Genomic DNA, 22015 nt, shown 5'->3' with positions numbered 1-22015 from the left:
GCGTCGGCGTCCTTCTGGCGGTGTCCCGCGGTGTGAGGGCGAGTGTGAAGCGCCGGCAGGTGCGCACCGCCCGAGGGTCAGCGGTCGAGGCTCCGGGTCAGCCACTCGATGGTGTGTTCGATCTGGCCGGGGTCGAAATGATGGGCTACGTGGGCCAGCCGGATGTGTTCGAGGTCGGCAGTCTTCCCCGCGGCGGCGTACTCGGGGCGGAGGTGGGCCTCGAATCGGTCCACCTGGTCGTGGGTGGCCGTGGGATCGTCCGAGCCCGAGATGAGCAGGAGTGGTCGCGGGGCGATCGTTGCGGCCAGCGGACCGAGCAGGCTGCTGGCCTGCACACGAGCTGCGTCGGCGAACTCGTGGAACGGCTCGAGTGCAGCTGCGTCACACAGCGGCATGATGCCGACGCCGCAGGCGATCCGGGGGTCTCCGGACATCTTGAGCAGCGCCTGCAGTCCGCCCCAGGACTGCCCGACGATGGCCAACCGGCTCGGGTCGTCGATGATGCCAAGGGCCAGCGCACCGTCGACCAGTGCGGTGGCCTCCGACCGGGATCGAGCCAGCACGTCGTCGCCGGTTCCCTGCAGGCTCGACCGGATCAGCTCCTCGGGACTCTCCCATTGCCGTTTGCGGGCGCCGTGCGCCGGGTTGTCGGTGACGAGCACGGTATGGCCGGCGTTGAGCAGGGCGGCGATGATGGCCGCGTCGATGTGGCTGTCCCTGGTGGCCGGCTGCACCGCGGCGGCCACCGAGCCGTTCATGCCGGTCAGATACAGGACCAGCGACGGCGCCGGCACCGGAGTCTGATGGAACAGCAGAACACCCGGAATCGGCTCGTCCCCATCCGTGGGCAGGAAGACCTCGCGGCGATGCGGCCAGGGCAGCCACGGTGAGGCAGCTCCGGCCGGGCCCGCGATGTTCGACGCCTCGCGGACCGCGTCGGTGATCGCCTCGGCCACCCACAGGCCCAGCATCTCGCTCGGCGTGTACGCCGGGAGGGACAGGACCAGATCGGTCGCCTCGGCCGGCGCCAGTCCGGAACCGCAGGAAGCGGTCGCGATTGTTGCCTGCGCCTCCCGGGCCCGCTCGATCGCGCGAGTGACGACCGCGTCATTGCTGGGCGGCGCTAGCAGCAGCACGACCGCCCCCGCCGGCAGGCCGCCGGCCCGGAGCTCCCAATGGGCCGGTACTGCGGACGCGGCACAGGGGACGGCGAGCGCCCGAAGCTGCGCGGCCAGCAGGTTCGCGCCGGCGCCCAGCTCGGCGGACGACCAGACCTCGACCGTGGTCGCGTCGCGCAACGCGTCGGCCAGCTCCGGGAGTGCGGCATCGGCCCGGATGTCGCGATACACCGAGGAGGCCGGGCCGGTCGCCGAGGCGTACGTACTGCTCGCCTGCTCGTCGCCGGCGAAGTCGTGGGCGATCCCGAGCCGAAGGGCCGGATACCCCTTGAAGCCGATGCTCTTCGCGAAGCGCGACAAGGTCGGTTGAGCGACCCCGCACAGCTCGGCGAACTCGCTGATCGAGAGTGCGATCGCCGAGCCGGGGTCGGCCAGGATCGCCTCCCCGACGCGTCGTTCCGAGGGAGCCAGCGACTCCAGGGCCGTCTCGATCCGCTGAAGCGCTGCGGTGCGCGTTCCGGGAACTGGGGCTTGACGTAGCAACGACATGAGTGAATATTACTGACCATTGCATTGTATAGTCAATACGAAATCACTGCGCCGACCTGTGGCAGTGAGTCCGGAGGTTCACGTGCCGTATCGAGGAATCCCGTGGTAGCCGGACAGTCCTCCTCGGACGCCGCGACGGCGTTGCCGGGGCCGGAGCTGGACCAAGCTGACACGCTCGGCCGGGATCGCCGTACCGACGCGCGGTCGGGCTCTGCCGATCGGGTGTTAGGAAGGGCCGAGGGTTCGCGGCCCGATGGCGCGGGCCGTGCGCGTCGCCTGCGGCGGGATCTGGTCCTGCTGCTGATGGGAGCGCCGGCGCTCCTGCTGCTGTTCGTATTCCACTACCTGCCACTGGCCGGCCTAGCGATCGCCTTCGAGGACTTCCGGCCGTCGACCGGGATCTTCGGCAGCCACTGGGTCAGCCTCGCCAACTTCCGGTACCTGCTCGTCGGCGGTGACGCCTGGCGGATCACCCGGAACACCGTGGGGATGAACGGCCTGTTCATCACGGCCAACCTGGTGGTGTCTCTCGGCCTTGCCGTCCTGCTGAACGAGCTCCGTGACCGCTCGCGGTGGCTGAGCCGTGTCTACCAGTCGACGATGTTCCTGCCGTACGTCCTGTCGTACGTGGTGCTCACCAACTTCGTACTCACCTTCCTGGAGAGCAACACCGGCATCGTCAACCACGTGTTGAGAGCATTCGGTGGCAACGGTGTCGACTTCTACAACTCGCCGGGATGGTGGCCGCTGATCCTGACCGTCGTGGAGGTCTGGAAAGGCGCCGGATTCTGGGTCGTGGTCTACCTGGCCGGGATCATGGCGATGAACCCGCAACTGTTCGAGGCCGCCGAGCTGGACGGCGCCGGCCGCTGGGCACAGATCCGGCGGATCACGCTGCCGTTGCTGACACCGCTGATCATCATGAACGTGCTGCTGTCGGTCAGCCACATCTTCAACGCCGACTTCGGGCTCTTCTTCCAGGTCACGCTGAACAGCCCCACGCTCTACCCGACCACGGACGTGATCGACACGTACGTGTACCGGTCGCTGACCTCGACCGGTGACATCGGCATGGCCGCGGCCGCGGGCTTCTACCAGGCCGTCGTCGGTTTTCTGCTGGTCGTCGGCGCCAACTGGTGGGTACGCCGGCGCAGCGGCGACAACGCGCTGTTCTGAGCGGTTCCGGCACCCCGCCGACGAATCACCGTCACTCACAGGAAGGCCTCAAGACATGGCTCAGCAGGCGTCCACTCTGCACCGGCCCCGAGCGGCGGTCCGGTCCCGGCCGCGGGTCGACGTACCGAGAATCGTCATGCACGGCGCGCTGACTCTGGTCTCGCTGGCCTTCGTGATGCCGCTGCTGATCATCGTGTCCGCCTCGTTCTCCAGCGAGTCGGCGATCAGCGCCAAGGGCTACTCGGTGCTCCCGCGGCAGTTCTCCACCTTCGCGTACCGCTACATCCTCAACGACCCGAGCTCGATCCTGCGGGCGTACGGTGTCTCGATCCTGGTGACGACGGTCGGTACGGTCGTGTCACTGGCCGTCATGTCGATGCTGGCATTCAGCCTGGCACAGCGTTCGTACCGGCTCCGTCGGCCGCTGTCGTTCTACGTGCTGTTCACGATGATCTTCAGCGGCGGGCTGGTACCGGGCTACATCCTGATCACCCAGTACCTCCATCTGCAGAACACGCTGTTCGTCCTGATCCTGCCGTACCTGGTGTCGCCGTGGTTCGTCCTGCTGCTGAGGACGTTCTTCTCCCAGCTGCCGGACGAGATCCTCGACGCGGCCCGGGTCGACGGAGCCGGGGACTGGAGGCTGTTCACCAGGATCGTGCTGCCGCTGTCCAAACCGGCGCTGGCCACCGTCGGACTCTTCGTCGCGCTCGTCTACTGGAACGACTGGTGGCTGGGTCTGCTCTACATCACCAACGACAAGCTGATCCCGGTCCAGCTGTTCCTGTACCGGATCCTGACCAACATCGACTTCGTCACCTCGCAGAGCCAGTTCGCCGGGCAGTCCCTCGACGTGCCCATCCAGACACTGCGGGCCGCGATCGCGGTGCTGGCGATCGGCCCGATCGTCGTCGCCTTCTTCTTCGTCCAGCGGTTCCTGATCCGTGGCATCACCGTCGGCGGCGTCAAGGACTGAACCGTCCGCCGCATGCCGTCACGAACCCCGAAAGGTCCACAGCATGTCTACATTCTCCCGTCGTGCGCTGCTCAGGAACACCGGCCGGCTGGCCCTGGCCGGCGGCGCCGTCGCCTTCTCCGGACCGTTGCTGTCCGGCTGCTCGTCCGGCAACGCCAAGTCGTCGTCCGGCGGCATCGGTTTCCAGTTCATGGGTAACACCAATCAGTCGGACTCCGGTGTCGTCCAGGACGCGATGAACGCCTATCTGAAGAGCAAGGGCAAGGACTTCACGATCGTTCTCACCCCGGTGCAGAACTACAGCCAGGCGATGACCTTGGCGATGACGGCCGATTCCGAGTCCGATGTGTTCTTCACCGCCCCGTGGGCCAACGACTACTACCGCAACGTCGGCAGCGGGAACCTGATGGCGCTGGACGACCTGCTGCCCAAGTACGCGCCCAAGTTGTGGAAGAGCATGCCGGCCAGTGTCTGGGACGCGGCCCGGGTGAACGGCAAGATCTACGGGGTCATCAACCAGCAGCGGTTCCCCAAGCTGTGGGGATTCGTGGTACAGCAGAAGCTGGCCGAGCAGCATCACCTGGACGTCGACGCGGTGACGTCGTTCGCCGAGCTGGAACCGTTCCTGGCGGCGGTCAAACAGTCCGGGAACGGAATCACCCCGTGGGCCACCGACCTGAGCTCGGACTGCACGGTCTTCCACCCGGAGCTGTACGGCTGGGATCCGGTCGCCTCGGCGTACGGCATCGCGGTCCGCTACGACGACGCGGGCCTGACCGCGTTCAACATGTACGACACCCCCGAGTTCCGGACCGCGTGCGCGTTGATCCGCGGCTGGCAGCAGAAAGGGTACGCCGTTGCCTCGCCGCCGTCGCAGGGCGACATGAACGCGCGGATGAACGCCGGCCGGATCGCGGTGAACAGCGGCCAGGTGGCGCCGACGAACCCGCAGTACTGGCAGTTCCCCACGCTGGGGAAGAGTCTGGTGCCGAAGCCGATCCTGAACACCGACGGGGTATGCGCGACGCTGAACGGCATCCGGCACAACGCCTCACGGCCGGAGCAGGCGATCGAGTTCCTCGAGCTCCTGAACTCCGACAAGGACTTCTACAACCTGATGTGCTTCGGGGTCGAGGGCAAGCACTACGTCTTCACCGACAAGGCGCTCGGGGTGGTAGGTCTGCCCGCCGGGCAGACGGCGGCCACCAGCAAGTGGAACCCCAACATGGACTGGGCCTTCGGCAACCAGTTCAACGCCTACTACCGGGATCTTGCCGACGCGAAGGCGAAGCGCTGGCAGGTGGAGGCCAGGGTCAACGCGCAGGCGGTGGTGTCGAAGGCGATCGGCTTCTCGCTGGACACCACCAAGGTCAAGACCCAGGTCGCCACGGTGAGCGCCGCGATGGGGGAGTACCTCAAACCACTGATGAACGGCCTCGTCGATCCGGGCAACGGGATCTCCACGCTGCTCAGCCGGACCGAGCAGGCGGGTCTGCCGGCGATCCTCAAGGAAGTCCAGGCCCAGCTCGACAAGCTGAAGTCGGCGAAATGACGACCGTACGGCCGGCGGCGTACGACATCAGCGCTGCTTGGAGACCCTCCTACGACACCGACGGCTGGACCGCCCGAGAGGGCACCGGAGCGTTTCCGCGACCGCCGTTCGGCTATCAGCCTCGGCCCGGCGACGCCCGGCAGACAGTCCGGGACGCCCTGCTGGCACAGGTGCCGGGGATCGTGGTGAGTTCTCCGGCGTTCGCTTTCCCGTATCTGGTTCCGGGAGCGTCGTACGACCAGTTGTGGACCTGGGACGCGTACTTCACCGGACTGGCGGTACAGCAGCAGCATCCGGAGGCCTTCGCGGGATCGTTGGACAACCTGCTGTCCGCCGTCACGGACGACGGCCGGCCCCCGAGCCTGATCGATGCGGCCGGCGTGCCGTCGTACCAGCATGTCGCGCAACCGGTACACGCCCAGTGGGCCTTGGCCGTACTGCGTCTGGAACGCTCGGACCCGTCCTGGTTGCCGTCCGTGTGGCCGACGTTGGTCGCTGTCCGGGACTGGTGGGATCGGCACTGCCGGAGCAGGCATCACCTGTACACCTGGATCGACGGAGCCGGCTCCGGCATCGACAACGATCGTGCGATCTACGGCCGCCCCGGCGGCGAGGTCGCCCTGGTGGACATGAACTGCTTCCACGTCCGCGAGTTGCGGGCGATGGCAGCGTTGGCCGATGAACTCGGAATTGACGACGCTGTCGACTACCGTGCCGCGGCCGCGGAGCTGACGGAGTCGATCAACACCTACATGTGGGACCCGGCTGACGAGACCTACTACCACCTGCACCTCCCTCCGCGTCAGGGCGTCACCCTGCAGCACGCGACCTGGGAGCTGCCCTACAAGGTCCAGAGCTGGGGATGTCTGTTCCCGCTCTGGACCGGAGTGGCCGACCACGGACGGGCCGATCGCCTGGTCCGATCGCAGGTGCTGAACCCGGACCGCTTCCTGTCCGGCTTCGGCATCCGCTCCACACCGGCCGACGACCGGATGTACAACAACCTGGCGATGGCTGATCCGTCGAACTGGCAGGGACCGGTCTGGGGCCTGAGCACGATGCTCACGTGCTACGGACTGGCCCGGTACGGCTACCGGGCAGAAGCGCTGCGCGTGGCCGGGCGCTTCATCGGCCTGCTGGCAGCCGACCTCGCGGCCAACGGCACCATCCACGAGTACTACGACGCGGACTCGGGCCGGCCGGGGTTCAATCCGGGCTTCCTGTCCTGGAACCTGCTGGCGGTACGGATCCTCGCGGATGTGGAGAACGGCGATGATCCGACCGAGCTCTGAGCGGATCCGGCTGACCGCGACGGACGGCGCCGCGGAGCCGCCGCCTTGGGCCGTACTCCAACGCCGGCTGTTCGACCTGATGGACCGCGGCCGCCGCGAGTTCACGGTCCGGTACACGAGCGGGGACGGTCGACTGAGGTTCCCGTACACGTTGAGCTCCCGCGACGGCGTCGACGACTTCTACGAGTCGTTCTTCAACTGGCCGACGCTGTACCTGCTGGGCGGTGCAGACGACCTGCTCGACAGCGCCAAACACCACTGGTCCGGGGTCACGGCGCAGCTGACCGAGCTCGGCATGCTGGTCGACGAGTTCGAGCGCGGTTACGACTGGTTCCATCAGGGCGAGTCTCTGCTGCTGTTCTTCGGGCTGTGTGCGGCAGACCCGGACGACCAGTCCTTTGCCGAACGGGCCGATCGGTTCGCGCGGCTGTACCTCCCGGGGTCCCCGAGCGGCAACTACGATCCCGGTCGCCGGATCATCCGTGCTCCGCACACCGGCGCCGGCGGTCCACGTCCGGGGCTGGACGAGGGCTGGAGCAGCTACCGGCACGACTCGGGGATGCGGCATTGGGGTCTGCCGCTGTACGACCTGCCAGGGATCACCGAGTGGGACGATCTGGCCGACCCGGCGAACGCCCGCAGGATGGGCGCGGCACTGCAGAGCCGGCTGGGGCATGGCGACACGGTGGTGAACCTGGGGGTGACCAGTCTGGTCACCAACGCTTGGCTGTTCACGGGCGCCGCTGACCTGGGCCGGTGGGTGCTGGACTACACCGACGCCTGGCGCGAGCGGATGCAGGCCACGGGAATCCTTCCTGACAATGCCGGGCCGTCCGGGCTGGTCGGCGAGCTGCACGACGGTGCCTGGTACGGCGGACACTACGGCTGGACGTGGCCGCACGGCCTGCACACTGTCGGTGCGGCGGCGCTGATCGGCGCGCTCAACGCCGTACTGGTCGACGGGGATCGGAGCCGGTTCGATCTGGCCCGCAATCCGCTCGACGTGACCTGGGCGTCCGCGAAACAAGGCGTGATCGCCGACGAGCCGATGAGCCTGCGCGACATCTGGGCCGTCCATCTGGGCGAGGACCTGGCCGCCAAGAGTGTCCTGGTCCCCAACCGTCACAGGCCGGACGGCTGGTTCGACTACCAGCCGCCGCCGATGCCGTTCGCGACCTGGCTGTGGCACGCCTCGGGCGAGCGCCAGGACGCGCAGCGCATCCGCGACATCCACGCTGCCAGCGGATACGACTGGCGAACCGTCCGGCCGTTCCGGGACAAGATGGAGTCGGGCCACGAGGAACCGTGGCTGGAGTACCTGGCCGGCCGGAACCCGGACTATCCCGAGCGGATGCTGTCCGTCGCGCTCGCCGAGGTCGATCGGCGGATCCTGCTCATGGACCAGTGGGGCGAACCCAGCGGCCCGGAGGAACTGCACTTCTGGCAACAGCTCAACCCGGTTCTCACCGAAGCCTTGCTCCAACTGACCACCGGGACACCCCAGGTGCTCTACAACGGGGGGCTGCTGACCTCGAGGCTGCGCCACTACGACCCCGACCGCCGCCGCCCCGGACTGCCACCCGACGTCGCGGCACTGGTCACCCGGGTCGACGACCAGGGGGTCGCCGTGCGATTGGTCAACCTGTCCGCGAGCACGACCCGACGGGTCGTGGTCGCGGCGGGAGCCTTCGGCGAACACCGGATCACCGCGATCCAGCTGCCAGGCAGCGATCGCACCGGCATCGACCAGATCGGCATCGACGTACCGGCGGTCGAGGTGGTGCTGCCGCCGGGACATCAGATCGCCGTGTCTCTCACCCTGCGGTTGCGCGCCGCCCAGCCACGCCATCAGAGCACGCGAACCGTGTGCTGACCGACCGTCCCGCCGTGCCCTTCGAACAGAAAGACTCGCCGCTGCGATGACTGCCCAAGCGAAAGCCACTGCCGCATGGCCGATTCCGGTCCGAGGCCCGCAGTTCCAGCGCGCCGATCCGGCCCATGTCCGCGCCCTTTCCGAGTTGAGCGCTGCTACTGCCAGCGCGAAGTTGCGGTCCGCCGGAATCCGGCACGCCTTCGTCGACGGGCCGCGCCCGTTGACGCCGCGGACCGAGACCAGAATCGCGGGCCCGGCGGTCACCCTGCAGTTCATGCCACAACGCGAAGACGTCTACTCGGGTCTGGCCCAGGAGACCGTCGAGCGGGGTACTGCGCTCTGGGCGGTACTGGAGACGATCCAGCCCGGCGATGTCCTGGTGGTGCAGGCCAACGGCAGCAGCAGCACAGGTTGCCTGGGGGAGATGCTGGTCCGGTACTTCCGTAAGCGGGGCGGCGCCGGGATCGTCGTTGACGGCTGTATCCGGGACGCCTCCGCGGTCCGGGCGCTCGGCGTACCGCTGTGGTGCACCGGGGTAACGCCGAACTATGCCTCCCAGTCCGAACTGTTCCCCTGGGCGTACGACGTACCCATCGCGGCCGGCGGCGCTCTGGTCCTGCCCGGCGATGCCATCGTCGCCGACGAGGACGGTGCGGTGGTCGTACCGAAGGCCCTGGCCGCCGAGGTCGCGACGACCTCGCTGGAGCACGAGGAATGGGAACGGTTCTCCCGACTCCGCATCGAGGAAGGCGGTCGACTGGCCGACTACTACCCGGTCTCCGAGTCGAACTGGGACGAGTACCAGTCCTGGAAGGCCGCTCAATGAGTGGTGTCCTCGACGCACACATACACCTCTGGGACCTGAGCCGCCGATCGTACGACTGGATCACGGCGCCGGTGCTGAAGCGAACCTTCGCGCTCGACGAGTACCTACGCGCGACCACCGGCACGACGTCGGTCATTCTCGTTCAAGCCCTGCACGACCCAGCCGAAACCGCCGACCTCCTCGCCACGGCCCACGAACACCGGAGCACGGTGCACGGGGTGATCGGATCGCTGGGAGGTGACGACGCCGCGGCCGGCCGGCTGGCGGCGTTGGCCGCGGGCCCTGGAGGAGACCTGCTGGTTGGCATCCGGGTGTCTGCCGCTTCGCTGTCCCGGCCACTGCTCCTGCTGGCCGAGTCGGCCGGGCTGACTGTCGACGTACTCGCGAGCCCGGCCGACGTGCCCGGCATCGTCGCGAAGGCTCGCCGGCATCCCGAGGTGACTGTCGTGCTGGACCACCTGGGCGGACTGGTGATCGGTGGGATGGAGTGGCGGGCCGAGCTCACCACCCTCGCAACTGTCGGCGCCGCCAACGTCAGCTACAAGTTCTCCGGCCTGGCCACCCGCGGCCCCGGCGGGCGAACCCCTGATCGCGAGCTGGTGGCCGAGACCACGGCGACCTTGCTCACAGCTGTCGGCGCTGGACGCCTGCTGTTCGGCTCCGACTGGCCGGTGGCCCTGCTTGGCGCGGGCGACCCGTTCGCGATGGCCCGAACGGCACTCGCCGACGCCGGGGCCGACGCCGGCGAGGTAGCGCAGGTCATGGACACGACTGCCCGATCGATCTACCGAGCTGCCCGCAGCCGGCTGGAAGGAACAATGCGATGAGACCCACAACCACGGATCCGGCCGCGGATCGAAGACCTGACTCCGAACGATTCTCCGCCGGATTGTCCGGCCTGCTGCCCACGGCAGATCTGGCCCGCGCGCTGGCCGCTGCCGGCCGCTGGCAGCCGTACCCGGACACCAGCCGGCGATCAGCGTGGACAGCAGTCGATCAGGATTTCGTGAAGCACATCCTGGCCGAGGTCGACCACGAGCGGAACACCCCCTGGCCCGAACTCACCGCATCCGGATACCTGCGGTTCAGCGTCGACGGCGATCGGCAGTCGTACGAAACGCCGTACCTCGAGCGCCGCGATCGCCTGGCCCGTACGGTTCTCGCAGCCGCCCTGGCCACGGCCCCGGCCGACCGCGCCCGGCACCTGTCGTCGGCGATCGACGGCATCTGGCTGCTGTGCGAGGAGAGCTCCTGGTGCTTTCCTGCCCATGAGCCCGGTCCGCTTCCCGACCGGCAGGCGCCGACCCTCGACCTGTTCGCCGCCGAGACCGGAGCCCTCCTGGCGTACGCGGGGTCGGTGCTCGGGCCGGTGCTGCGAACGCAGTACCCATTGGTTGCCGACCGCATCGATCATGAGGTGCGAGCCCGCGTACTCCGCCCGTACCGGGACGCGACCGGCACCTTCTGGTACGCCGCGGGCAACAACTGGAATCCCTGGATCCACTCGAACGTGCTGGCGGCCGCACTCCTGGTCGAATCCGGCAGCGAGGATCTGATCGCCACGATCGGCCAGGTTCTGCGTGGGTTGGACCACTATCTCGCGCAGGTTCCGGCGGACGGCGGATGCGACGAGGGAATCACCTACTGGTGGCGTGCCGGCGCGACCCTGTTCGAGTGCCTGGAGATCCTGCACACGGCCACCGGTGGAGCCTTCGACGCCTTCGATCTGCCTTTGCTGGGCCGAATCGCGCGCTACCCGGTTGCCGCTCACATCGGGGGGCCTTGGCACGTGAACTTCGCCGACGGGTTCGCGCTGCCCCGGCCCGGGACGGTGGTGCCGGGGCTGCTGCACCGGTTCGGACGTGCGGTCGGCGACCCGGAGGTGGTCGCCCATGCCGGTGCTCTGGCCGGAGTATTCGGTCGCTATCCCGTGCCGGTGACTCCGGGAGCGTCGCTGGCCTGCATCCTGGGCGTCCTGTTCGACCCGGACTGGGCTGTCACAGCTGCGTACGACTTCCCGTACCCGGACCAGACCTGGCTGCCGACCACCGAAGTACTGGTTGCGCGCGAACGTCCGGGGGCGGACACCGGACTGTTCCTGGCCGCGAAGGCCGGTCACAACGCCGAGAACCACAATCACAACGACGTCGGAAACTGGATCGTCGCCCACGACGGGGTGCCGGTGATCATCGATGTCGGGGTGGGCAACTACACGGCCCGGACGTTCTCCGGCGATCGGTACGAGATCTGGACCATGCGCAGCAGCTACCACAACGTCCCCACGGTCGACGGCTTCGAACAGGCCCACGGCGCGGATCATCGAGCGGCAGAGGTCGCCGCAACGCTCGATCGGGGGAGCGCCGAACTGCGGCTGGATCTCGGGCCGGCGTACCCGTCGGCCGCGGGCATCAGGTCGTGGTCACGGACGATGCGATTGCAGCGTGACGGTGCCGAGCCGCGGATCGTCGTCGAGGACCAGTGGGACCTCGAACACGATCCGGACCAGCTCTCGCTGCATCTGATGACAGCAACCGCCCCTCGGTGTGACACGCCGGGCGTACTGACCATCGGTCCGCTCCTGGCCCGCTTCGACGTCACCCGGTTCGAGGCCCGGATCGAAACCGTCGACCTGACCGACGACCTGCTGACCCGTGTCTGGGGTAGCGCCGTCCACCGGGTCACCCTGACCGCCCGGGCGCCTGGCCGGACGGGAACTCACCGGCTGCTGATCTCTGCCGCCGAACCCAGTCAACAGTCGCCACGGTCCACCCCACCAACTGCGAGGAGAGAACAGTGACCACCAGCCAGATCGACCCGAAACCCGGTACTGCCTCGGCAGTCTCCCGGCGATCGTTCCTGACGACCACCGGACTGGTCGCCGCCGGTGCCGCTGCGGCGAGTGTCCTGCCGGCGGCGCTGGCCGAAGCGGCTCCGGTCGGGTTGGACACGGTACCGGCCGACCAGCCACCCGTGCTCTATACCCGCCAGGTCCGATCCGGACGCTCGGGGGAAGCCTTCCTGATCGCCGGTTCCGGATTCAGTTCGACGGCCTCGGCCCGAGCCTGGCTGGTACCGAACGGGCCTGGCGCCGTGACGGTTCCGGCCACGCCACCGGCCGCGGCCGTGACCGCCACCGTGACTTCGGCCACGGATGACAGCATCGTGCTGATCATCCCCAGCAGCTCGCCGACCGACGTGTACGCGATCTACGTGTCGTCGGCCGATGGATCGGCGTACTCGGCCCCGTTCCTGCTGAACGCGGCACAGGCCTGGTATCTCGACGGACAGCAGGCGTCCCCGGGCGATCAGGTCACGGTGTACGGCGACAACCTGAGGCTGGACAGTGCCGCTCCTGCGGTCGACCTGGTGGCCGGTACGACGGCATCGGCCGCGGCGATCGTGGACTCCGATTCGTATCACGTCACGTTCACGATCCCCGCGTCGACGGCGATCGGCAGCTACACCGTCAGCGTGTCCAACGGCCACGGCGGGACGCCCGGCCAGGACCAGTCCCTCAGCCTGGCCGTTGTAGCGCCGGCCGTGACCCCGACGACAACCATCGATGTCGTCGCCGATCACGGTGCTGACCCGACCGGAGTGGCGGACTCGACGGCGGCGCTGCAGGCTGCCCTCGACGCCGCGGCGGCCAGCAGCTCCGGAGCGGAGGTGACGATTCCCGCCGGCACCTACACGATCTCCAGCAAGCTGCACCTCGGCGCGGGCCTCGGGCCAGTCATCGTCCAGGGTGCCGGGCGGACCGGGACGACGATCCGGATGAGTGACGCGACGGTCTTCAGCCCGAGCATGCCGCGCTCCGTGGCCACCGACACGTACAGCGTGTCCGCGGCCGACGACAAGGGCATGCTGTACCTGGCGCCGTCCGACGTCGCGGTGACCGTTGCGGGACTCACCTTCGACACCAACCAGCGCCGGCTCATCGGCCTCGAAATCGACGGCCGTCACAACGTCACGCTGTCGGACGTCGGGGTCGAGAACGTCGACTATCCACAAGACGTGTGGCTCTACGTCGGTTGCTACGGACTGTTCGCCCAGAACTCACGCAACCTGACCGTCGCCAACTGCGATCTCCACTGCGCCAACGGTGCGTTCCTGATCGCCGTGACCGATGTCCTGATCGAGGACAGCGTGTTCCGGCTGTTCTTCCCGCGAGCCGCGGGAGCCGCCAACAGCCCACAGCGGCAGGCCGACGACTCAGGCATCAAGGTATGGGGCGGCAAGCGGCTGACCGTACGGCGCAACCTCTTCGAGCGCGGGTCGACGACGTACTACTACGCGCGGGCCGTGCAGACCGGCGCACTCAAGGTGCCGTCGTCGGTGTTCGGCACCCCCGACGCCGGTGGCGTGGAGGACGTCTACTGTGGCCAGAACACCGTCGTCGGTGCCGGCGAACCGGCCACCAACTGCGGGGAGGCGATGGTCGGCGACCAGTTCAACGCGGTGCAGGGCGGCCGTCGCGCGCTCACCACCAGCGCGGCTACCGCGACCACGATCGAGACAGCCGACGTGACCTTCGCGCTGGCCAGTAACCTCGACCCGCGCGGGGCGACCGTGGTCGTCACCGCCGGCACCGGATCCGGCCAACTGCGGAAGGTCGTGCGCAACACCGCGAACGCCTTGACCGTCGACACCGCGTGGGACGTGGTTCCCGACACCACCTCGGTCTTCGTGGTCGACGTACTGCACCAGCGCCAGCTGTACGTCGGCAACACGATCACCGCCTGTCCGAAGTACCTCGGCAACTACGGTCCGAGCGCCTTGTGTATTGCCGCCGGCAACGAATTCGACATCACCGGTGCGGTGGTGGCCAATCCGCCGAACACGGACGGCGCCGGCATCGCGTTCTTCGGGCTGAGCACCGGGTACGCCCCACCGCTGCTGGATCTGTGTCTCTACACGCAGATCAACGACAACCAGGTCGCCGGCGGGCACATCTCGTACATCAGCATCCTCTGGCCCGACGGCGGCACCCCGACCGGGCCGCTGCCCCCGGCCAAGCTGCTCTACGGCAACGTTGCCGCCCGCAACACCATCAGCAACGCCTCCTTCGGCGTCCGGGTCGGTGGATCCCCGGCCAGCAGTCCCTACCCGCTCGGCACCTTCGGCTCGCGAACGCTGGCCGTCGACAACACGCTCACCTCGACGGGCACGGTCAACACCATGGTGCTGGCCCGCCAGGACCATTCGATCTACCAGGGTCCGGCCGGCGGTCTCACCGACGCCGGTACCAACACTGTGACGGTCTGATCCTGCTCAGCGCGGCCGGCGTTGCGACGGCGCCGGCCGCGACCCTCGGAGGTCTGCCGTGTTCTTCCCACCCATCTCCCGCCTTGGAGGACCGATCCGATGAGCGACGCTGGTAGCGAGCTGTGGCGCGGCGGGCCGGCGGTCGGCCGCCTGGCACTGGGCGGTGCGCCGTTCGGCGGACTCTACGAGTCGATGTCCGGCGAGCAGGTCGCCGCGGTCGTCGACACGGCCTGGACGGCCGGGGTCCGCTACTTCGACACCGCACCCAGGTACGGGAACGGCGTGTCCGAGACGCTGATCGGCAACGCGCTGCGGAGCAAGCCCCGAGCGGAACTCGTCCTGTCGACCAAGGTCGGCTGGCAGCTCACCGACGGGACACCGGTCGCCGACTTCACCGCCGACGGCATCCGCCGATCCCTGGATCAGAGCCTGCAACGACTGGGCCTGGACCGCGTCGACATCGTGTACCTCCACGATCCGGACGAGTACCGAGCACAAGCCCTGGACGAGGCATACCCCGCACTGCGGGCGCTGCGCGAGGAGGGCGTCGTACGAGCCATCGGACTCGGGGTCAACTGGCCCGCCCTGCCGGCCTGGTTCGTCCAGCGCGCCGATCTCGACCTGGTGCTCCTGGCCGGCCGGTACACGCTCCTGGACCGGAGCGCCGAGGAGGAGTTGCTGCCCCTGTGCCTCGAGCGCGGCGTAGCGGTGGTTGCCGCCGCGGTCTTCAACTCGGGAATCCTGGCGGACCCGTCACCCGGCGCACGATTCGACTACCGCCCAGCCGCCCCGGAAGTGCTGGCCCGAGCCCAACGCTTGCAAGCAATTTGCCAACGATTCGAGACCGAGCTCCCGGCGGCCGCACTTCAGTTCCCCCTGCAACATCCTGCCGTAACCACCGTCCTGGTCGGCGCCGCCACTCCCGCGGAGATCACCGCGAACAGCTACTGGATGAACAAACCTGTCCCGCCGACCTTATGGGCGGAGCTGGCCGCAGTGTCCGCCCTTCGTACCTAACCGGTCCCCGTCCGTCCGGGGCCGTCCTGGAACGGAGCTGGGCGCGAGCGGGCTCAACGACGAGCCGCAGAGCGCAGTGAGCGAGGCGGAGAAACTTCGAGATGACTCAGCACCTGGTCAGCCGGACCGCTGCCGACGCGGACGCCGCGCAGGCCGGCGTCGCCGCTCACGCAATGCCATCGAAGGCTTGAGCGGACAGCCTGCCTAGGCCCCTCAGGCGGTTTTCATCATCCCGCCGTCGAGGACGATCTCGGAGCCGCTCATGTTGCCTACTTTGCCGGAGGCCAGAAAGACGACCAGGTCGGCGATCTCGCGGGGCTCGGTGAACCGGCCTGTGGACATTCCGAGGACCGCGGGTAACTGCTCGCGCTCCGCGCCGGCGCGTTCGGCAAGCATGTCGCCAGGGCCGCCGGGAGCGGCCCAGAGATCCGTCCAGACCGGACCGGGGGCGATCGTGTTCACCCGCAGGCCGCGGGCGCCGTACTCCTCGGCCAGCGACTTGCCGAGGTTGGTGAGCGCTGCCTTGGCGGCCGACTGTGCGATCAGCCGGGGCTGTGGCAGCCTGGCGTTGACCGAGCTGATGTTGACAATCGCGCCGCGGTGCTCGAGCAGGCTGGGCAGCGCGGCTCGCGTCGCGCGGACGGCTGCCATCAGGGTCAGGTTGACGGTGTGCAGCCAGGCGTCGTCGTCGAGTTCCCCGAAGCCACCGGCCGGGTTCGCCGTACCGGCGACGTTGTTGACGAGTAAGTCGAGTCGTCCGTGCCGGTCGAGAGCATGCTGCACCAGACGGGCCGGCCCGTCTGCGGCGCCGAGGTCGACCTGGACCGCATCGGCGGTGATCTTCGCCAGCTGTTCTGTGACAGTACGACTGCCGCCGACGACGGCGTACCCGTCCTCCACCAAAGCTTGCGCGATCGCCAGGCCGATCCCTCGGCCTGCGCCCGTGACGACGGCTGCGCGTCCACTCGGCATTTTCTGGAACCTCCTGTGATGGATGTGTTCCACTGACCCTGCCGGTTGAACTACGGTTCAAGTCAAATGAGCGAGCTGTCGATCTCCGAGTTGCAGGCGCGGACCGGTCTGGCGTCCTCAGCGCTGCGCTTCTACGAACGCAAGGGACTGTTACGGGCCACAGGTCGCTCCGGGGGCAAACGCACGTACGACCAGACCGCGATCGAGCAGGTCGCGCTCATCGACCTGCTCAAGCTGGCCGGATTCACCCTGTCGGAGATCGCGGCATTCGTTGATCCCGTCGGCCGCAGTACTCCGCAGTGGCGGGCCTTGGCATCGGCGAAGCAACAAGAGCTCGAGGAGCGGCTACGACGGACCCAGGAAGCGCAGGCCGCCCTCGCGCACATGCTGGCGTGCCGGCACGAGCATCTGGAGGAGTGCGCCGTACATCACCGGATGCTGCGCGAGCATGCGGAGTCGCTCGCACTCGCTGCACAGGAATCCAGATAGCGTCGCCAACCGAAGCTCACCGGCTTTCTTGTTTCGGTCCGGGGTCGGGCGTCACAGCGTTTTTCCGGTGCCTGGCCGTGGAAGGTTTTGGGTGAGAAGCGGGTTGTCGAATGCTCCAGTTTGTCGGGTGCTGCGTCGGCGGGCTCCGGCGCCGGACTGCGGGGCCGCCGCGCAGTGAGGGCATGACCGGGTTTCCGCGGCGCTACTCTCGAAAGTGTGACGGGGTGGTCGTTGTTGCGGGGTTGGTTTCCGGTGGTGGTGCAGGTTGTCGCCGGTGGGGTTTTGCTGGTTGCGGTGGGGTGGCGGGATCGGTGGTGGCGGTGGCGGGTGCTGCCGGTAGTTGTCGGGGTGACGGTGTTGTTCGGGTTCCTGGCGGCGTATCCGGGGGCCAGGGCGGTTCGGCAGGTGGATCCAGTGCCGTTCGTGGTGTGGTTCTGGCTGGCGGCGACGGCGGGGGCGTTGCTGGTGCTGGTGGTGGGGTGGCGTAGTGCGCGGTGGTGGCGGCGCGGTACGGCGGTTCTGGCCGTGGGGCTCGCGGCGTTCGCGTGTGCGAACGGGATCAACCAGTTCGTCGGCTACTACCCGACGCTCGGGGCGGCGTTCAACGACTGGACGCACAAGCCGTTGCCGGGGCAGACGTCGTTGCCGGGTGCGGTGCGCGCGGCGGGAGCGGCGAGTGTCCCGGCGGCGGGGAAGCTGGTCGAGGTGACGATCCCCGCGACGGACAGCCACTTCGAGCACCGGCAGGAGCTGGTGTACCTGCCGCCGATCTGGTTCGTCGGTCATCGGCGGCCGGTGCTGCCGGTGGTCGAGTTGATCGGTGGCGAGCGTGGCGGACCGGCGGACTGGGTGCGGCTCGGCGACGCCGTCCGTACGTCGGACGACTACGCGCACCTGCATCGGGGGTACGCGCCGATTCTGGTTTTCGCCGACGCGACGGGGCATTTCGACAACGACACCGAGTGCGTGAACGGTCCGCGCGGGAACGCCGCGGACCACCTGGCGCAGGACATCCCGAGGTACGTCGAGAAGACGTTCGGCGCCTCGAAGAACCCGGAGCAGTGGGCCGTCGGCGGGTTCTCGATGGGCGGGACGTGTGCGCTGGACCTGGTGGTCGAGTACCCGCACGTGTTCCACCACTTCGTCGACATCTCCGGCGACCTCGCGCCGTACACCGGGACGCCCGCGCAGACCTTGAAGGACCTGTACGGCGGGAACGTCGCCGCGCAGCACGCCAACGAGGCGCTGCTGGTCATGCGCGCCCACGGCCACTACACGAACCTGACGGGCGTGTTCCTGACCAGCACCGAGGAGATCCGGCATCAGCACGAGGCGCAGGAGCTGTCCAGGGCGGCGTCCGCGGTAGGGATCAGGTCGTTGGTCGAGATCTCCCCGGGCACGCACACGTGGCAGTTCGCGGCACCGGCGTTCGCGACGGCGTTCCCCTGGCTGGTCGACCAACTCGCCGGGCACAGGACAACCTGAGAGCGCGGCATCGCGTCAGCTCTCGTGAGGATATGGCGAAAGGCCAGGTTGCCGGCCGCGTTGCTGGTCGGCGCGATCCTCGTCGTGTGGGCTCTGCACGCGGTGATCTCCGGTGGCAACCGCAACGCTCGAGCCAGTGAGCCGTCCCATGCGACGGCGTCGGTGTCGCCGAGACCGTTGCCCCGGCCGACCGGTCCGATCAAGCAGGGGCACGGGAAGGTCGTCTACCTGACCTTCGACGACGGCCCCGATCGGGTGTGGACGCCGCGGGTGCTCGCGATGCTCGCGAAGCACGGCGCGCACGCGACCTTCTTCATGCTCGCCCAGCACTCCCGCCGGTTCCCGGACCTGGTCGACGCGGTGCGCGCGGCCGGTGACGCGGTCGGAAACCATTCGGTGTCGCACCCGAAGCTGACCAAGCTCTCACCGGCGTCCCTGCACGCCCAGGTCGCGAACGGCATCCAGTCCCGCTGCTTCCGGCCGCCGTACGGCGCGACCGATCACCGCGTGCTGACCGAGATCCGTCGCGACGGCCTGCAGCAGGTGCTCTGGGACGTGGACCCCAGGGACTGGTCGCGCCCCGGCGTCGCGGTGATCGTCAAGCGGGTTCTGGCCGCGGTGAAGCCGGGCGCCATCGTGATCATGCACGACGGCGGCGGGAACCGCTCCCAGACCGTCGCCGCCCTGGGCCAGCTCCTGCCCGACCTGGCCGCGCGCGGCTACGGCTTCCCCGCCTTGTCCTGCTGAGGCTCAGTCGCCGCTCGGCCCCGGTGCGTTCCCGATCGGACCGCCGGTTCCCGTCGTGGTGGTGGCGAGGTCCCGTACGCTCGCCAGGTTCCCGACCGCGGGATGCGTCTGTCCCATCGGCCCGGCCGCGAGCGCGGTGAACAGATTCAGCGTGACCTTCTGCGCGAACGCCACCGACACCGGTACGACGCCGTACTTCGGGTCCGGGCCCTGCAGTGCGCGGACCCACTCGATCGACCCGGTGGCGAACACGCCCGCGCCGGATTTCACCGTGTAGTACGTCGAGTCCGAGAACGTGTGCCGCTTGTCGCAGGTCGTCGGCGAGTGCGCCACCACCTGCAGGTTCGCCGGCGTCCCCTTGATCGGATACGCGCGGTCCGCCTCGTTGCCGACCAGACCCGGGTACGCCGATCCCGCCTTGGCGCCGGTGCCCGCGAACAGGAAGAAGTTCGGGTCGCGGACCGTGAACGTGCCGGTGGCCGGGAAGCACTCGTACAGCATGCCGACCAGGCTGTTCTCCGGGTCCGGGAACGGGTTCTGCCGCCAGTTCACCGTGGTGTCGGGCGCGTTGTGGATCGGGTCCAGGCCGGCGTCCTTGTAGTCGACGATGATCCGGTTCGGGCCGTGCGGATCGGCGGCGTACCGGATCCGCCGGTAGACCGAGTTGGCGCCCAGGAACGCGAGGTTCGTCCCGGCGTCACGTGCCTTCGTGACCGCCGCGCGCATCGGCAGCGACCAGTACTCGTCGTGCCCGCCGAAGACGACCGCGCGGGCACCGGCGAGCAGCCCGGGGTCGGCCTGCAGGTCCACGCTGGTCGCGTACGCGAGCGGTACGCCGCTGCGCTCGGCCAGCTGGACCAGCGGAAGGTTGTCGTGCAGTACGCCGCGCGCCGGGTTGTGGGCGTACGGCCGGTCGAAGGTGACCATCAGCGACCGCTGGTCGTGCGAGTGCTTGGCCGGTCCGCCGTACAGGTTGTACCCGCCCCAGCCGTTGTAGGCCTCGTCGGTGTTCACCCCGCTGACGATCAGTACGGCGCCGCGCGCCGAGTCCGACCGGATCACGATCGGGACGTAGTTCTCCCGGCCGGTCGATGCCCGGAGCAACAACAGGTAGCTGCCGGCGGGCCAGCCCTTGGTCTGCACGGTCGTGGTCGGCGACCAGTTGATCGCGGTGACCATCCGCTCCTTGGTCAGGATCGGCTGCGGCTGCTTGGTGCCCTTGAGCTCCGGCGAGGTCCAGATCAGCTTCGCGCCGGCCCCGCCGTACCAGCCGATCCGGAACGCCCGGACGGTGAACGGGTGCCCCATCGAGGTCGCGAACAGCCGGAACGCCTCGCCGCTGCGAACGCTCACGTGGTCGGCGTACCCGGACAGCTCCATCGGCTTGGCCACCAGGCGGTTCGGAATCTGCCACTGGACCTCGGCGGCCTTGGCCGGCTGGCTCGTCGTACCGCTGGGTGTTGGTGTCGGCTTGTCGGTCGACGTCTTGCTCGTCGCGCCCTGGCAACCAGTGACCAAGGCCAGCACCAGTGCGCCGATCCCCAGTGTCCGCGCAGCCCCCATGTGATTCCTCCCCGAGATCGCGCACCATGGTGGCACACGACCCCTTACACCTGGCTGAGGAGTGCGGCGATCGCGGTGTACCCGCGGTCGCGGGCGTGCTGCAGCGGGGTGACGCCGTCCGCGTCGGCGAGGTCCCGGGTGGCGCCGGCGTCGAGCAGGAGCTGGACGATCTGCTGCCAGCGGGTGGTGCCGTGGCCGAGGATGACGGCCTCCAGCAGCGCGGTCCAGCCGAGGTTGTTGACGTGGTCGACGTTGATCCCGGTCCGGAGCACGCGCCGGACGTAGTCGACGTGGCCGCGTTCGCTGGCGGGGATGATCGAGATGCCGCCGAAGCGGTTGCGGAGGTTCAGATCGGGGCCGGCGGGCAGCAGGGTCTCGAGCATCGCGACGCTGCCGGTGACGCCGGTCGCGAGCCACGCGGAGTCCTGGCGATCGTCCTGGGCGTTCGGGTCGGCGCCGAGACCGACGAGCAGCCTGGCGACGTCGACGTTGTCGTTCAGGGACGCCAGCAGGAGGGCGGTACGGCGGTTGCCGTCGCGGTACTCCAACGGTGCGCCGGCGGCCAGCGCCGCCGCCGCGAGGTTCGCATCGCCGGTCGTGGCCGCCTGCAGCAACGCGGTCGTGGGGTACTCCGGGCGGGCGGTCCGCAGGACGGCGAGTACGTCGGACGTCGCGGCCTGGAGCGGCGTCGTACCGTCGCGCTCGGCGGGCTTGTTGCGGTCGGCGCCGCCCGCGATCAGCAGCCGGACGGTGTCGACGTACTGCGGGGTGCCCTTGCCGAGGATGACCGCCTCGTGCAGCGCGGTCCAGCCGAGGTTGTTCACGTGGTTGACTGCGACACCCGCTTGGATCAGCCGGCCGACGACGGCGGCGTGACCGCGTTCGGCGGCGCGGATGAGCGCCGTACCGTGGTAGCTGTCGAGGCTGTGGACGTCCGCGCCGTGGGCGAGCGTCAGGTTGAGCAGGTCGAGGTAGCCTCGCTGGCCGCGATCAGGAACGCGCTCTGGACGGTGTCGTCGAGCGCGTTGACGTCGGCACCCGCGGCGATCAGCCGAGCGGCCTCGGGGACGTCGTTCTGCCAGGCGGCGGCGATCAGCTCGTGGTCGAAGGGCATG

General features: G+C 68.7%; 18 protein-coding genes and 1 pseudogene. 13 read left to right on the top strand and 6 right to left on the bottom strand.

From position 1 onward, the window contains the following. Positions 1 to 77 precede the first annotated feature (77 nt). The gene (locus ACFV9C_RS34910; protein WP_380200390.1) at positions 78 to 1667 is read right to left on the bottom strand and encodes a hypothetical protein; all 1590 of its coding nucleotides are present in this window, start codon (positions 1665 to 1667) and stop codon (positions 78 to 80) included. A 102-nt stretch (positions 1668 to 1769) separates the two neighbouring features. On the opposite strand from ACFV9C_RS34910, the gene ACFV9C_RS34905 reads away from it, so the two are divergent. From ACFV9C_RS34905 to ACFV9C_RS34860, 10 genes are all read left to right on the top strand, one after another. Next, positions 1770 to 2843 (top strand): ABC transporter permease, encoded by a 1074-nt coding sequence (locus tag ACFV9C_RS34905; RefSeq protein ID WP_380200388.1) that lies wholly within the window; start codon positions 1770 to 1772, stop codon positions 2841 to 2843. A 55-nt stretch (positions 2844 to 2898) separates the two neighbouring features. After that, complete coding sequence (locus tag ACFV9C_RS34900) at positions 2899 to 3819, top strand: carbohydrate ABC transporter permease (RefSeq protein WP_380200386.1); 921 nt, start codon at positions 2899 to 2901, stop codon at positions 3817 to 3819. A 43-nt stretch (positions 3820 to 3862) separates the two neighbouring features. Continuing rightward, complete coding sequence (locus ACFV9C_RS34895; RefSeq protein WP_380200384.1) at positions 3863 to 5371, top strand: ABC transporter substrate-binding protein; 1509 nt, start codon at positions 3863 to 3865, stop codon at positions 5369 to 5371. After that, on the top strand, positions 5368 to 6663 hold the full coding sequence (locus ACFV9C_RS34890; RefSeq protein WP_380200382.1) for an amylo-alpha-1,6-glucosidase: 1296 nt from the start codon (positions 5368 to 5370) through the stop codon (positions 6661 to 6663). Before ACFV9C_RS34895 ends, ACFV9C_RS34890 begins: the two co-directional genes overlap by 4 nt. Further along, positions 6644 to 8536, top strand: a complete 1893-nt coding sequence (locus ACFV9C_RS34885) for a hypothetical protein (RefSeq protein ID WP_380200380.1) — start codon at positions 6644 to 6646, stop codon at positions 8534 to 8536. Before ACFV9C_RS34890 ends, ACFV9C_RS34885 begins: the two co-directional genes overlap by 20 nt. Before the next feature lie 46 nt (positions 8537 to 8582). Continuing rightward, positions 8583 to 9362, top strand: coding sequence for a hypothetical protein (locus ACFV9C_RS34880; RefSeq protein WP_380200378.1), 780 nt, complete (start codon positions 8583 to 8585; stop codon positions 9360 to 9362). Continuing rightward, positions 9359 to 10189 (top strand): amidohydrolase family protein, encoded by an 831-nt coding sequence (locus ACFV9C_RS34875; RefSeq protein ID WP_380200376.1) that lies wholly within the window; start codon positions 9359 to 9361, stop codon positions 10187 to 10189. The genes ACFV9C_RS34880 and ACFV9C_RS34875 overlap by 4 nt, the downstream gene beginning before the upstream one ends. Further along, on the top strand, positions 10186 to 12159 hold the full coding sequence (locus ACFV9C_RS34870; RefSeq protein WP_380200374.1) for a heparinase II/III family protein: 1974 nt from the start codon (positions 10186 to 10188) through the stop codon (positions 12157 to 12159). Before ACFV9C_RS34875 ends, ACFV9C_RS34870 begins: the two co-directional genes overlap by 4 nt. Then, positions 12156 to 14627, top strand: coding sequence for a glycosyl hydrolase family 28-related protein (locus tag ACFV9C_RS34865; RefSeq protein ID WP_380200372.1), 2472 nt, complete (start codon positions 12156 to 12158; stop codon positions 14625 to 14627). The genes ACFV9C_RS34870 and ACFV9C_RS34865 overlap by 4 nt, the downstream gene beginning before the upstream one ends. Positions 14628 to 14726: 99 nt before the next feature. Beyond that, complete coding sequence (locus ACFV9C_RS34860; protein ID WP_380200370.1) at positions 14727 to 15644, top strand: aldo/keto reductase; 918 nt, start codon at positions 14727 to 14729, stop codon at positions 15642 to 15644. A gap of 213 nt (positions 15645 to 15857) precedes the next feature. Here the strand turns inward: ACFV9C_RS34860 and ACFV9C_RS34855 are convergent, their stop codons facing one another. Then, the gene (locus ACFV9C_RS34855) at positions 15858 to 16616 is read right to left on the bottom strand and encodes an SDR family NAD(P)-dependent oxidoreductase (RefSeq protein ID WP_380200368.1); all 759 of its coding nucleotides are present in this window, start codon (positions 16614 to 16616) and stop codon (positions 15858 to 15860) included. A 66-nt stretch (positions 16617 to 16682) separates the two neighbouring features. On the opposite strand from ACFV9C_RS34855, the gene ACFV9C_RS34850 reads away from it, so the two are divergent. The 3 genes from ACFV9C_RS34850 to ACFV9C_RS34840 all read left to right on the top strand — a co-directional run bounded on the left by ACFV9C_RS34850 (position 16683) and on the right by ACFV9C_RS34840 (position 19337). Beyond that, on the top strand, positions 16683 to 17105 hold the full coding sequence (locus ACFV9C_RS34850) for a MerR family transcriptional regulator (RefSeq protein ID WP_380200366.1): 423 nt from the start codon (positions 16683 to 16685) through the stop codon (positions 17103 to 17105). Positions 17106 to 17357: 252 nt separating this feature from the next. After that, positions 17358 to 18590 (top strand): alpha/beta hydrolase, encoded by a 1233-nt coding sequence (locus ACFV9C_RS34845; protein ID WP_380200364.1) that lies wholly within the window; start codon positions 17358 to 17360, stop codon positions 18588 to 18590. A gap of 24 nt (positions 18591 to 18614) precedes the next feature. Then, complete coding sequence (locus ACFV9C_RS34840) at positions 18615 to 19337, top strand: polysaccharide deacetylase family protein (RefSeq protein ID WP_380200362.1); 723 nt, start codon at positions 18615 to 18617, stop codon at positions 19335 to 19337. Positions 19338 to 19340: 3 nt separating this feature from the next. Here the strand turns inward: ACFV9C_RS34840 and ACFV9C_RS34835 are convergent, their stop codons facing one another. The 4 genes and pseudogenes from ACFV9C_RS34835 to ACFV9C_RS34820 all read right to left on the bottom strand — a co-directional run bounded on the left by ACFV9C_RS34835 (position 19341) and on the right by ACFV9C_RS34820 (position 22014). Next, positions 19341 to 20900 carry a N,N-dimethylformamidase beta subunit family domain-containing protein gene (locus ACFV9C_RS34835; protein ID WP_380200360.1) on the bottom strand — a complete coding sequence of 520 codons (1560 nt, stop codon included), beginning with the start codon at positions 20898 to 20900 and terminating at the stop codon, positions 19341 to 19343. Positions 20901 to 20944: 44 nt separating this feature from the next. Then, positions 20945 to 21724, bottom strand: coding sequence for an ankyrin repeat domain-containing protein (locus tag ACFV9C_RS34830; RefSeq protein WP_380200461.1), 780 nt, complete (start codon positions 21722 to 21724; stop codon positions 20945 to 20947). Positions 21725 to 21736: 12 nt separating this feature from the next. Beyond that, positions 21737 to 21856, bottom strand: a pseudogene (locus ACFV9C_RS34825) (ankyrin repeat domain-containing protein); the annotation flags it as partial. Beyond that, entirely contained in the window at positions 21853 to 22014 is a 162-nt protein-coding gene (locus ACFV9C_RS34820) for a hypothetical protein (protein WP_380200463.1), read from the bottom strand. The pseudogene ACFV9C_RS34825 and the gene ACFV9C_RS34820, both read right to left, overlap by 4 nt. Position 22015: the final 1 nt, after the last annotated feature.

It is taken from the genome of Kribbella sp. NPDC059898, from assembly GCF_042730855.1.
Lineage (GTDB): Bacteria > Actinomycetota > Actinomycetes > Propionibacteriales > Kribbellaceae > Kribbella.
The sequence above is the reverse complement of the archived record's forward strand: the minus strand, read 5'-3'. Positions and strand labels throughout refer to the sequence as shown.